9 protein-coding genes are annotated in these 12,258 nt (G+C 74.6%); 3 read left to right on the forward strand and 6 right to left on the reverse strand.

The window, feature by feature from the left end:
• Positions 1-47: 47 nt before the first annotated feature.
• Both ACYVOM_RS15635 and ACYVOM_RS15640 read right to left on the reverse strand, forming a co-directional pair.
• Positions 48-1,634 carry a hydantoinase/oxoprolinase N-terminal domain-containing protein gene (locus ACYVOM_RS15635; protein ID WP_460304082.1) on the reverse strand — a complete coding sequence of 529 codons (1,587 nt, stop codon included), beginning with the start codon at positions 1,632-1,634 and terminating at the stop codon, positions 48-50.
• Entirely contained in the window at positions 1,627-2,697 is a 1,071-nt protein-coding gene (locus ACYVOM_RS15640; RefSeq protein ID WP_460304083.1) for a DUF917 domain-containing protein, read from the reverse strand. The genes ACYVOM_RS15635 and ACYVOM_RS15640 overlap by 8 nt, the downstream gene beginning before the upstream one ends.
• A gap of 90 nt (positions 2,698-2,787) precedes the next feature.
• On the opposite strand from ACYVOM_RS15640, the gene ACYVOM_RS15645 reads away from it, so the two are divergent.
• Together ACYVOM_RS15645 and ACYVOM_RS15650 are read left to right on the forward strand one after the other, a co-directional pair.
• The gene (locus ACYVOM_RS15645; protein WP_460304084.1) at positions 2,788-4,218 is read left to right on the forward strand and encodes a PucR family transcriptional regulator; all 1,431 of its coding nucleotides are present in this window, start codon (positions 2,788-2,790) and stop codon (positions 4,216-4,218) included.
• A gap of 19 nt (positions 4,219-4,237) precedes the next feature.
• Positions 4,238-5,560, forward strand: coding sequence for a hypothetical protein (locus ACYVOM_RS15650; RefSeq protein WP_460304085.1), 1,323 nt, complete (start codon positions 4,238-4,240; stop codon positions 5,558-5,560).
• Between the two features lie 296 nt (positions 5,561-5,856).
• Here ACYVOM_RS15650 and ACYVOM_RS15655 read toward each other — a convergent pair whose 3' ends face one another.
• Positions 5,857-7,872, reverse strand: coding sequence for a hypothetical protein (locus tag ACYVOM_RS15655; RefSeq protein WP_460304086.1), 2,016 nt, complete (start codon positions 7,870-7,872; stop codon positions 5,857-5,859).
• 53 nt (positions 7,873-7,925) lie between these two features.
• The gene (locus ACYVOM_RS15660) at positions 7,926-8,894 is read right to left on the reverse strand and encodes an NAD(P)/FAD-dependent oxidoreductase (RefSeq protein ID WP_460304087.1); all 969 of its coding nucleotides are present in this window, start codon (positions 8,892-8,894) and stop codon (positions 7,926-7,928) included.
• Positions 8,895-9,292: 398 nt separating this feature from the next.
• Here ACYVOM_RS15660 and ACYVOM_RS15665 point away from each other — a divergent pair, with 398 nt between their 5' ends.
• Positions 9,293-9,868, forward strand: a complete 576-nt coding sequence (locus tag ACYVOM_RS15665) for a recombinase family protein (RefSeq protein ID WP_460304088.1) — start codon at positions 9,293-9,295, stop codon at positions 9,866-9,868.
• Between the two features lie 130 nt (positions 9,869-9,998).
• Here ACYVOM_RS15665 and ACYVOM_RS15670 read toward each other — a convergent pair whose 3' ends face one another.
• Together ACYVOM_RS15670 and ACYVOM_RS15675 are read right to left on the reverse strand one after the other, a co-directional pair.
• Positions 9,999-11,066: an alkene reductase gene (locus tag ACYVOM_RS15670; RefSeq protein WP_460304089.1), complete on the reverse strand. Its 1,068-nt coding sequence runs from the start codon at positions 11,064-11,066 to the stop codon at positions 9,999-10,001.
• 126 nt (positions 11,067-11,192) lie between these two features.
• Positions 11,193-12,197 carry an NADP-dependent oxidoreductase gene (locus tag ACYVOM_RS15675; RefSeq protein ID WP_460304090.1) on the reverse strand — a complete coding sequence of 335 codons (1,005 nt, stop codon included), beginning with the start codon at positions 12,195-12,197 and terminating at the stop codon, positions 11,193-11,195.
• Positions 12,198-12,258 lie beyond the last annotated feature (61 nt).

Below are 12,258 nucleotides of genomic sequence, written 5' to 3' on the forward strand. Positions count from 1 at the left end.
TGGGGTCTCCTAGGTGTGGGGACGGTAGGCGGGGTGGGAGGGCGGGTCTAGAGGGTGCCGAGGGGGCCCGCGGCCTTCACCTGCAGGCGCAGGGCGGGCTCGGGCAGGTAGGACAGCGGTACTTCGGCGACCTCGACGATCTCGACGGCCGAAGGGTCGGCGCCGGCCTGGACGGCGCGGCGGCGGGCGGCGTCGCTCGCCTCCTCGACGGCGGCGCGGCGGCCGTCGCCGGCCGGGATGATCGTCTCGATGGAGCCGGAGACGAGGGCGATGGCAGCGCCGACGGCGTTGGCGACGTCGCCGTGGTCGGGCCGGATGACCTCGCTGACGCCCGGCAGGACGTCGGGGATGAGGAACGCGCCGCCGCCGACGACGACCAGGGGCCGGTCGCCGCGGCCGAGCGTCATCCGGTCGACGGCGTCGGCGAGCATCGCGTCGGCGGTGCCGAGCGCGGCGAGCAGGGAGGCGTGGACGGTCTGCGGGACGGCGCCGGAGGGCAGGGTGCCGCGTCCGGCGAGGGATCCGGCGTCGGTGAGGGTCGGGGTGGATCCGCCGAAGACGTAGGCCTCCTCGGTGATGCGGTAGCCGACCGAGCGGGGGCCCACCTCGGAGTTCGGGCCCACGACGGTGCCGCCGCCGAGGGCGAGGGCGAGGATGTCGGGCATCCGGAAGTTGGTGCGGACCCCGCCGATCTCGACGCCGGCCGACGACTCGCGCGGGAACCCGCCGGACAGGACGCCGAAGTCGGTGGAGGTGCCGCCGACGTCGGCGACGAGCGCGTCCTTCAGCCCGGACAGGAACGCCGCGCCGCGGATGGAGTTGGCGGGGCCGGAGCCGATGGTGAGCACGGGGTATTCGGCGGCGTAGTCGACGGCCATGAGGGTGCCGTCGTTCTGCGCGAAGTAGGTGACGACGTCGAGGCCGCGCCCGGTGAGGGTGGCGGCGAGGCCGTCGCGCACCCCGCCGATGACGCGGTAGAGGGCGGCGTTGAGGATCGTGGCGTTCTCGCGCTCCAGCAGGCCGAGCGAGCCGATCTCGTGGCTCATCGACACCGGCAGCGCGCCGAGTTCGGCGCGGACGATCTCGGCGGCGGCCAGTTCCTGGTCGGCGGAGGCCGGGGAGAACACGCCGGACAGGGCGACGGCGTCGGCGCTGCCTGCGATGGAGGCGAGGAAGCGGCGCAGGCCGTCGGTGTCGAGGGGGGACAGCGGGGTGCCGTCGACGTAGTGGCCGCCGGGCAGGATGACCGAGCCCGCGGTGACTGCTGCGGCGAGGTCGCGCGGCCAGGACTGGAGCGGCGGCACGGAGGTGGTGGCGGGCCCGCCGAGGCGGATCGCGGCGACCTTGCCGAGGCCCCGTCGCTCCAGGATGGCGTTGGTGGCGTGGGTGGTGCCGAGCATGACCCGGCCGACGCGGGCGGCGTCGTCGCCGAGGGCGTCGAGCACGTGGTGCAGGGCGGCTTGGAGGCCGCCGGTGACGTCTGCGCTGGTCGGCTGCTTGGTGCGGGCCAGGACCCGGTGGGCGGCGTCGAGGACGACGGCGTCGGTGTTGGTGCCGCCGACGTCGATGCCGATCCGCAGGTCCCCCGAAGGGGAGGAAGACAGGGCCGGGGACGGGGACTGTGGTTCAGGCATGGAGGTCCTCCACTGGCACGTAGTCGAGGTCGTAGCCGAAGGCGCGGGGCCCGGCGGTGTCGAGGCCGCGTAGGGTGCGCCACAGCGGGTGGCAGGCCCAGGCGAGGACGGAGACGCGCTGGCCGTAGCGCAGGGACTCGGTGGAGATGGCGTCGCCGGTCTGGGCGTCGACGACGGTGATGAGGTCGGGCACGGAGGCCAGGACCCTGCCGCTTTCGAGGGCGACGAGGTTCTCGTTCTGGATCTCCACGCGCAGGAGGCGGCCCCGGTCGTCGCCGGTGCCCTCCACGACGAGGCTGCCGCGGACGAAGCCGCCGCCGGTGCGGCGGTCGACGTCGATGAGCTTGCCGGTGAGCAGGACGCGGGCGTCGAGGACGTCGCGCAGGGCGGTGACGGGGTCGGCGGCGCCTTCGACGGCGCGGCCGATGGCGATGGCCTGGCTGACGGTGCCCTCGATGACGGCGCCGCGGGCCTGCGCGCCGGTGAGGACGTAGTCGGCCATGAGGGCGGAGGCGCCGCAGGCGACGCAGACGGCGCGGGCGATCTTCTCCGACCACAGGCCGTCGACGGGCCGGACGGTGACAACGTTGCCCTGGACGTCGGCGAGGACGACGAGGTCGGCGGGCAGGCCGGCGACGTACATGGAGACCATCTGGACTTCGGGGAAGGCGCGGCCCATGCCGTCGGCGTCGATGAGGGGGACGCCGAGGCGGGCGGCCCAGCCGACGGGGCCGACGCCGTTGGAGCCGCCGATCTCCGAGGCCATGACCGCGGTGACGGGTCGGCCGAGGAGCCGCTCGACCTCGTCGCGGAGCAGGACGGGCTCTTCGCCGCTCATGAGCATCTCGTGGGCGACGGTGGGGGCGCCGATGGCCGACAGCGGCAGGATCAGCCCGTCGTCGGGGATGTCGGCGAGGTCCACGAGGGGGACGGGGCCGTATTCCTCCAGGGCGCGTGCCGCGGCGAGCAGGCCGGTGTCGGCCTGGCCGCCTCCTCCGGTGCCCAGGACCGCGCAGCCGCGGGCGAGGGCGGGGAGGTCGTCGAGCGTGACGTTCCTTTGCATGTACATGAGGTTATTGGGGCGTTGACCTGCGGTTTAGACCGGGTACCCCTAAATTCTGATGATCTTTGTGTTGGTGGCACAATGCCTGTCATGCCGCATATCAGCGATCTGGCCGGGTCCCCGATCCCGTTCACGCTGCTGGCCGGACCGTCGGACGGCATCGCCCTCACCGCCGTCACCGCGGTGGAGACCCTCGACCATCTGGAACGCGCGCCCGCCGGGGCCCTGGCCGTCGTCACCGCCCAGCCGTGGGCGCGCACGGCCGGCTACCAGCTCGACATCGGCGTCCGCACCGCCGCCGAACGGCATCTGGCGGCCCTGGTGCTCGTCGGCGGCGTCGAGACCCTGCCGATCACCGCGGCGCGGCTGGCCGAGCGGGCCGGGCTCGCGGTCCTGGCCGTCCCGGCCGGATGGGACGTCGCCGACGTCGTCGTGCAGCTCGACCACGTCATCCGGGGCGGCGCCGCCGACGCGCTCGGCCGCGCCCAGCACGCCCTGCGGATCGTCGCCGACCATCCCGGACCCGTCGAGCGGCTCCTGGCCGACGTGTCCGGGGCGCTGCGCCGCACGATCACCCAGGACCGCGAAGGCGAGGACGGCGAAGGCGAGCCGGTATGGGTGAACGGCCGAAGGCACGGCGCCGTCTCCGGGCCGCCCGACGACGCCGTCCGCCTCGTCCTTCCCGCGCTGGCCGCGGCCGTCGGCAGGATCAGGGGCGCGGAGCTCGACCGGGCCATCGCGCCGGGCCAGACCCGCTCGGACGTTCTGGCCTCGCTCCTGTCGGCCGAGCGCGCCCAGGCCGGGCAGCTCGCCGACCGGGCCCGCGCCCTCGGCTTCGCCGTCGACGAACTCCACACCGTCCTGTGGCTGGTCGTGGAAGGCGGCGACGACGCGGCGGGCCTGGCCGAGCGCCGCCGCCTGTTCGAGACGCTCACCCTGCACGCCCACGACCTCGGCCGCGCCTGGAACCTCGCCCGGGTCGCCGAGGACGTCGCACTCGTCGCCACCGGCCGCACCGGGCTGGGGGAGGCCGCGGCGCGGCGCGCGGTCGCCGCCCTGCGGGAGGCGTGCGCCGACCACCCGGGGCTGCGGGTGCGCTTCGGCGTCGGCACCGCCCAGCGAGGCGTGGACGGGCTGCGGCAGTCGTCGGCCGAGGCGCGGGCCGCCGCCGCGCTCGCCGCGCGCGGCGGCGCCGACCTGCGGATCTTCGACGCGACGGGCATCAACCGGGTCCTGGCGGGGATCGCCGGCTCGCCGCTGTCCCGCAAGGTCGTCGACGACCTCCTCGCCCCCCTCGACGCGCTCGGCCCGCCCCGCGCCGCCGAGGCCATCGCCACCCTGGCGGCCTACCTGGACGCCCGCGGCTCCCTCAAGGGCGCCGCCGCCGTCCTCAACCTGCACCCCAACGCCGTCAACTACCGGATCCGGCGGATCACCGAGCAGCTCGGCCTGCCCGACCTCGCCGACCCCGACACCTCCTTCTCCCTGCACCTGGCCTGCCGCGTCCGGCTGCGCCACTAGACCCCCTAGGAGCCCCGCAGTGCTGGACGGACTCGACGACATCGCATGGGAAGGACTGGAAGGCGCCTACGGGCCAGCAGGGGAAGTGCCCGGCCTGCTCCGCGATGTCGCCGCGGGAGGGGACGAGGCGTGGGGAGCGCTCGCGGAGCTGCGCGCCACGATCCTGCACCAGGGGTCGGTGTGCTCGGCGACGGCGCCGTCCGTCCCGTTCCTTGCCGGGTTCCTCGACGGGGGCGAGGTGACGGCGGGCGTGCTGTGGCTGCTGGGCGACATGGCCGACATCGTGGATCCGGAGGTGCCGGAGCTCGCGGAGGTCCGCGCGGCGGTGACCTGCCTCGCCGACCGGATCGTGCCGCTGCTCGCGGATCCGGACGCGCTCGTGCGCGGTATCGCCGCCTACGCGCTCGCCAAGTGCCCGGCGAGGGCGGCCGATTCCGTCGCGGCGCTGCGCGCCCGCTTCGCCATCGAGGACGATCCGGTGGCCGCCGGAAACATCGTCATCGCCGAGGCCGCCCTGGCGCGGGGCGGGGAGCTGGTCGGGACGGCGCTGGGCGACGGCCGGGCGACGGTCCGGGGCGCTGCCGCGCTCGCGGCGGCGGGCGTCGGCCGGGATCGCGGCGGCAGGCGGCCGGGGCTTGGCTGGCCGGGCGCGGCGGCCGTCGCGGCGGTGCGGGACTGCTTCGCCGCCGCCGATCCGTGGCTGGAGCGTCCCGGGATCGACGACGTCCCGGTCAACCTGGGCTACCCGTGGGGCTGGGACCCGGTCGAGGACCTGGTCGAGAACGTGCCGCCGCCGGTGGTCCCGGACGTCGTCGGCGCGGTGCTCGCCTCGTCGTCCCCGCCCGTCCGGCGGGCGGCCCTGTCCGCCGCGCACGCCGCCCTGTACGCGGACGGCCCCGCCCGCCTGCCCTCCCCGCACCGCGAACGCCTCGCCGACGTGCTCGGCCGCGCCCTCGCCGACCCGGACAACAGGTCCGCCGCCGTCCGCGCCCTCGCCCTCGCGGGCCCTGCCGCGTCCGGGACCGCCGACGCCCTCGCCGCCTCGGGGGAGAGCGCCGCCGTCCCCGTCCTCGCCGCCCTGGCCGACCCCCGCTGGCGCCCCCTGGCCATCGCCCACCTGACGGACGGATCCGCCGACCCCGATCTGGGCGCGGCCCTCGCCGCCCGCGCGGTGCCGCACGACCCGGCCCTCCTGGCCGCGGTCCGCGCCCGGCTGGCCTCCCTCCCCGACGACGAGCCCTTCGACCACGACGCCCACCCGGCCGGCCTGCGCCCCCGCTCCCACGCCCCCGAGCGCCGCGCCCTGCGCGCACTGCTGGCCTCCTGGAACCTCGCCGACTGACGAAGCGGCCTCGCCGTTCCGCATGAGACGCGCCACCATGGTGGAGGCGCCCGACGCCGGTCACGTCGCCGAACAGGAACCCAGCGGCTGCATGCCCGCCGCAGACCGGTGTCCTCCGCGACCTCCGGGTCGGCGAGCCCCCTGCCCGGCCGACATCCCGGCCCGTACGCCTCCGCACGAGCGCGCGCTGACCGCACGCCCTGTCCGCAGCGCCGCCGGGATCCAGACCGCGGAAATCCGGTCGGCGCTGCCGACCGGCCCGCTACCGCCGGCTCCCGTCCCGATCCTCGGCTGGTTCAGGTGAGGGTGGTGATGGCGGCGTGCAGGTGGGCGCGGGTGCGGTCGTCCTGCCAGACGGTCTCGTCGTGGAAGCCGGTGGCGGGCAGGCGGGCGTCGCTGTCGGCGAGTGCGCGCAGGGCGGGGACGGCGTCGGTCGCGCGCATCTCGACGAGGGCGGCGATGGGGTCGCCGCCGCCGCGCGGGTCGGCGAGGGCGGCGAGCAGCGGTTCGGTGAGGTCGGCGGGGTGCGCGCCGTGCCGCCACAGGGCGCGGGCGGCTTGGACGCGGGCCCAGGGGTCGTCCAAAGCGTCGCGCAGCGCCGGGACGAGGTCCGCGCCGTGGTCGGGGGCGAGGTCGCAGGCCAGGCGGGCGGCCGAGCGGGCCGGGACGTCGCCGGAGCGCAGCACCGCCTCGACGGTCGTGAGGACGGGGCCGAGGTCGCCGCCGACCCGCCAGACGACGCGGGCGGCGGCGATCTGGTCGTCCCGGTCGGGGAAGATCGGGGCGGCGGCCCCGGTGAGGTGCCGTGACAGGGCGGGGACGAGCGGCGCGGCGTCGCCTTCGGCGTCGGCGAGCAGTTCCAGCTCCCAGGAGACCCGGGCGCGCGCGGCGAGCGACACGCCGGCCGTGACGAGGGGGCCGGTGTCGCCGGTGATCCGCCAGATCGCGTGCGCCATGCGGACCGCGGCTTCGGGCTGCTCCTCGGCCGCCCTCCGCAGGGCGGGGACGGCGGCGTGCGCGGCCGGGCCGAACGCGCCGAGCGCCGCCGCGGCGGCCCAGGGTGCGGCGTTCAGCGCGGAGGCGATGTCCGGTACGGCTTCGGCGGCGCCCCAGGCGCCGAGCAGTCCGACGAGGGTGATCACGGGGTTGCCGTCCAGTCCCTCGGCCAGTTGCTCGGCGAGGCGGCGACGGGCCGCGTCGATGAGCTCCGGGGTGGCGGCCGGGACGTGGTCGGTGAGGAGCCGGGCGGGGCCGGGGTCTGTGCCGGCCGACCATGCGGCGAGGACGGGGGCCTGCCAGCGCGGGTCGTCCAGGCGGATCAGGATGCCGAGGGCGATGTCGGACTCACGGCTTTCGCCCTGTGCGGCGATGCGGGCGAGGACGTCGGCGACTCCGGCGGCGGGCGGCCCGGCGTGGGCCGCCGCGTGGACGGCGGCGGAGACGACGGCCGGGTCGGGGTCCTCCAGGAGGGCGCGCAGGCGGGGGAGCAGCGCGGCGGGCGCGGATCTGCTGTGCCGGAACCGGTCGCCCATGCCGTGCGCGGCGTTGACGCGTCCGGCGGCCGGTCCGGTGGCCATCAGGCCGGTCAGGTGCTCGGCGGTGTCGGGATCGATGCCTTCGAGCAGTTCCGAGACCGGGTCCTCGGACCAGGGGTTCTCCCACGGGGTGTCGGCGGCGAGTGCCGCGGCGACGGCAGTGGTGTGCTCGCGGGCAAGGCCGGAGCCGGAGCGCTGGACGGCGAGGGCGGCGGCGAGCGGCAGGGGGAAGGGCCCGTCGAACGCGGCGCGCAGCAGGTCGGCGGGCGCTCCGGGGCCGTGCAGGGCCAGGCCCAGGAGCAGGGAGGCGCGGACCGCGGGATCGGGTTCGGCGGCCCAGCGGTGCAGGAGCGCATCGCGGGTGCCGGGTCCGCACCAGGCGGCGGCGTAGGCGGCCTGCTCGCGGACTTCGGTGTCGGGGTCGTCCAGGAGGGCCGCCAGTTCGGCGCCGTGCCGGGCGACCGCGGCGGCGACGGCGGGCTGGTGCGCCCCGTCGCTCTGGGCGGGGTCGCAGAGCATGCCGAGGACCCGGAGCAGCACCGGCCGCCGGTGCGCGCGGGGGTCGGCGGCCAGGGCGACGACGTGGGGGACCGCCACGACCGTCGCCGAGTACACGGTCCCCTGGTGCCAGACCGAGGAGAAGAACCCGTCGAGTCCTTCGTCCACCTGGTCGATGTCGTCCGACGCCAGCGCGGTCAGGATGTCGTGGACCTCCGAGGCGTCCCCGTAGGCGCCCTCGTAGGCGGTCCAGTCGATCTCGTCGAGGTTGTGGGGCATCGCGCCACCTTAGGGGAGTTCCGGGCGCCGGTTGGGGGAACCGGCGCCGCGGTTCAGGCGCGGGCGCGCAGGGCGGCGACGGCCTGGGCGGTCTCCTCGGTGATGAGGTCGGCGTTGAGGTGGGCAGCGGCCAGTGCGCCGGCCGCTGCCGCTCCCCCGACCTGCGCCGACAGATCGGACACGTTGCCCGCGACGAAGACGCCGGGGACCGCGGTGCGGCCGGTCGGGTCGGCGGGGATCTGCTCGCCCATGCCGCTGGGGTGCGGCTGCGGGGTGAGGCCGAGCGGCGCGAGGAAGGCGGCGCGGGCGCGCATCGGCGCTCCCACGGCGACGACCGCGCGCTTGACGAAGGTCCCGTCGGCGAGGCGGACTCCCGTGAGGACGCCGTCCTCGGATTCCAGCGCGGCGACCTCGCCGGCGATGATCGCGATGCCGCGCGCGGTGAGTTCTTCGGCCTGCTCGGTGTTCGGGGGCGCCGCGGTGTGGGTGAACAGGGTGACGTCGTCGCTCCACTGCCGGAAAAGCAGCGCCTGGTGGACGGCCATGGGCCCGACGGCCAGGACGCCGATGGGCTCGTCGCGGATCTCCCATCCGTGGCAGTAGGGGCAGTGCACGACCCCTCTCCCCCACTGCTCCCGCAAACCGGGCAAATCGGGCAGCTCGTCGGTCAGTCCGGTGGCGGCAAGGATCCGCCGGGCCGCGACGCGCCGCCCGTCGGCGAGCGCCACGGCGAAGTGCCCCGACACCCCGCCGACCTCGGTGACCTCCCCGGAGACGACGTGCCCCCCGTAGGACCGCACCTCGCCCCTCCCCCGCGCCAGCAGCTCCGCCGGAGCCGTCCCCTCGCGCGCGAACAGCCCGTGCACCGCCCCGGCCGGCGCGTTGCGCGGGGCCCCGCCGTCGATGACGGCGACGGACCGCCGTGCCCGTCCGAGCATCAGCCCGGCGCTGAGTCCCGCCGCTCCCCCGCCGACGACGACCACGTCATAGGCCGCGCCGAGGGTGTCGAAATGATCGTTCAAGTCGTGTGTCCGCATGCCCCCACTGTGCGCGACCCGCGCCGAAGCAGGCAAACTCCCTTGCCGAACCGGCAAATCTCAGGGAGACGGGGCTTGACGAACGTCGGAACGAAAAGTCCCGCTAAGCGGGCGGCGTTGGGCTCGTTAGCGTGACTTTTCGTTCCGACGTCGCTGGGGGCGGGATCGGTGCAGGTCGCGGTGGGGTGGTTGTCCGGAGGGGGCGGGCGGGGCGGGGTGTTCGTTTAACGGTCGTTTGATGAACACGAACACCTTTCCCCGCCGAACCCTGGCGGCGGTGTGCGGCGTCCGGTTCGGGCGTTCATTTTCCCGTTCATCTTCGTCGGATCCTGCTACCGTTCGGATTCCCCGCACGAGACGTTTGATGAACGGGAGGCCGTCGGGTGGCGCTCATCGGTTTGGTCCGGGTCAGCACCGACAAGCAGAAGACCCGGCGGCAGCACGACGCCCTCACCCCGATCTGTTGGAAGGTGTTCGAGGAGAAGACCAGCGGGAAGCTCGCGACCGCCGACCGGCCCGACCTCCTGGTCGCCCTGTCCTACGTCCGTGAGGGCGACATGCTCTGCGTCCAGGAGGTCGACCGGCTCGGACGCAACCTCCTGGAAGGACTCATCGTGTTGAACGACCTGTTTCAGCAGGGCATCGGCGTGAAGGTGCTAGAGGGCATCGCCGCCGGGGAGCACACGGAGCGGTCCTTCCTCCTCGACCTCGCGCTCGCCCTCGCCGAGGACCGGCGGCGCGACATCGTGAAGAAGACCCTCAACGGTCTGGAGGCCGCTAGGCGTCAGGGCAAGGTCGGCGGGCGCCGCCCTGTGGTCGACGATGACAAGCGCGCCGCGATCCTCGACCGCCACCGGCGCGGCGAATCCATCCGCACCATCGCCGCCGGCGTGAAGGTCTCCATCGGCGTCGTCCACAAGACCATCACCGAGGCCCGCGCCGCGGACCAGCCGACCTGACCCGCTCGTCACCGAACCGACATAGCCTCAGCCCTCTACCGCCATAATCCTTTCCGATCCTCCTCGCGGGCGTGGTGGCGGTGTTCCTCAGGTCCGTTCAGGGGAGCTTCGGGTGTCGTGTGTGCTGAGGTCAGGCGGCGTTGGTGGGGTAATCGGTGTAGCCGGCTTCGCCGCCGCCGTAGAAGGTGGCGGGGTCGGGGGTGTTGAGGGGTGCGCCGGTGCGGATGCGGTGGGGGAGGTCGGGGTTGGCCAGGGCCATGGTGCCGACGCTGATGATGTCGGCGAGGCCGTTGTCGATGTCCTTGGTGCGGGTGGCGATGTCGGTGCCGGCCCGGTTGAGGATCAGTGCGGTCGGCCACAGGTCGCGCAGGGTGGCCAGGAGTTCGTCGTCGCGGCCGTGGGCGAGGTGGAGGTAGGCCAGGTCGAGGGAGGCGAGGGCGCGCAGGAGGTGGGGGTAGAGCTCGTGGGGGTCGCTCTCGGTGAGGCCGTTGAGCTGGAAGGGGTTGCCGGGCGACAGGCGGATGCCGGTGCGGTCGGCGCCGATCTCGTCGGCGACGGCGGTGGCGACTTCCACGGCGAAGCGGATGCGGTTGTCCAGGGAGCCGCCGTAGCGGTCGGTGCGCTGGTTGGCGGCGGGGAAGAGGAACTGGTTGACCAGGTAGCCGTTGGCTGCGTGGATCTCGACGCCGTCGGCGCCGGCCGCGACGGCCGCCGCGGCGGCGTGCCGGAAGTCCTCGACGGTCGCGGCGACCTCCTGGGTGGACAGCTCCCGCGGCACCGGCATCTCGCGGGGGCCCGCGGCGGTGAAGATGGCGCCTTCGGGCCTGATCGCGGACGGTGCGACCGGCTGCCGGTGGTGGGGGGTGTTGTCGGGGTGGGCGATGCGCCCGGTGTGCATCAGCTGGATGACGATGCGCCCACCGGCCGCGTGGACGGCGTCGGTGACCTTGCGCCAGCCCGCGATGTGCTCCTCGGTGTGGATACCGGGGGTCGCCGGGTAGCCCTGGCCGTCGGCGGAAGGCTGGGTGCCCTCCGTGATGATGAGCGCGAGCGAGGCGCGCTGGGCGTAGTACTCGGTGCTCAACCCGGTCGGCACGCCGTCGGGTGTGGCCCGGCTGCGGGTCATGGGGCCCATGGCCAGCCGGTGCGGCAGGGAGATCGCTCCGGCGGCGGTGGGGGTCCACAGGACGTTGGACATGGGTGACTCCTCAATTCGTGGATGGTGAATGGTGGCTCGCCGCGAAGTGCGGCAGGACACGGGCAGGCGCGGGATCTTCCCGCAGGCCGGGAAGCTCGTCGCCTTGCGTTCGGTGAGGGCGTGGGCTCACGTCATCGAGACGATGACCTTGCCTGCCTTCGCGCGGCCTTTCTCGACGTGCTCGATGGCCTGCGGCGTTTCCTCGAACGGGAAGACGCGGTCGAGGACGGGGCGGATCGTGCCGTCGTCGATGAGGGGCGTGAGCGCGCGCAGCTGCTCCCCGCCGGCCTTGACGAACAGGAACGAGTAGGTCACGCCGCGGCGCTCGGCGCGGCGCCGGGTGGTGAAGCTCAGCGCGCTCATCACCGCGCGCAGCACGGGGCCCAGGCCGAGTTCGCGGGCGAAGGCCGCGTCGGGAGGGCCCGCGATGCCGATGGCCTTCCCGCCTGGCTTGAGCACCCGCAGGGACTTGTCGAGATTCTCGCCGCCGAGGGTGTCCAGGACGACGTCGTAGCCGTGCAGGACCGTCTCGAAGTCCTGGCGGGTGTAGTCGACGACGACGTCGGCGCCGAGTCGCCTCGCCAGGTCGACCTTGCCAGTGCTGACGGTGGTGGCCACGTGCGCGCCCAGATGCCTCGCGAGCTGGATCGCGACGTGTCCGACGCCGCCGGCGCCGGCGTGGATCAGGACCTTCTGGCCTGGCCGCACCTGTGCCCGCTCCACGAGCGCCTGCCACGCGGTCAGGGCCACCAGGGGAAGCGAGGCGGCCTCCTGCATCGTGAGCGACGCGGGCTTGGGCGCGGCGTCGTCCTGGTGGACGGCGATGAGCTCGGCGAAAGCACCGATACGGTCGGTGCCGGGCCGGGCGTACACCTCGTCCCCCACCGCGAAGCGGGTGACGGCCGATCCCACCTGGACGACCTCGCCCGCCAGGTCGTTGCCCAGGACGAGCGGGAGCCGGTACGGCAGGAAGGCCTTGAAGTCCCCATCGCGGAGCCTGAGGTCCAGCGGGTTGACGCTCGCCGCGCGGACCCGGACCAGGATGTCGCCCGCTCCCACCTGGGGGTCGGGCATCTCGGCGGCGTGGACCCCGTCCTTGTCGCCGTACCGGTCGATCACGAAGGCCTTCATCATCGTCTCCTTCCCGCCCCGTGGTGGGTGCGGGATCCGTGCCCGCCCCCGGAGCAGCCCA

Source organism: Actinocorallia aurea (genome assembly GCF_054783995.1).

Coding starts and splice junctions, on each gene's coding strand:
- ACYVOM_RS15635 (WP_460304082.1), bottom strand. CDS start 1,634: ATGCCTGAACCACAGTCCCCGTCCCCGGCCCTGTCTTCCTCCCCTTCG.
- ACYVOM_RS15640 (WP_460304083.1), bottom strand. CDS start 2,697: ATGCAAAGGAACGTCACGCTCGACGACCTCCCCGCCCTCGCCCGCGGC.
- ACYVOM_RS15645 (WP_460304084.1), top strand. CDS start 2,788: ATGCCGCATATCAGCGATCTGGCCGGGTCCCCGATCCCGTTCACGCTG.
- ACYVOM_RS15655 (WP_460304086.1), bottom strand. CDS start 7,872: ATGCCCCACAACCTCGACGAGATCGACTGGACCGCCTACGAGGGCGCC.
- ACYVOM_RS15670 (WP_460304089.1), bottom strand. CDS start 11,066: ATGTCCAACGTCCTGTGGACCCCCACCGCCGCCGGAGCGATCTCCCTG.
- ACYVOM_RS15675 (WP_460304090.1), bottom strand. CDS start 12,197: ATGAAGGCCTTCGTGATCGACCGGTACGGCGACAAGGACGGGGTCCAC.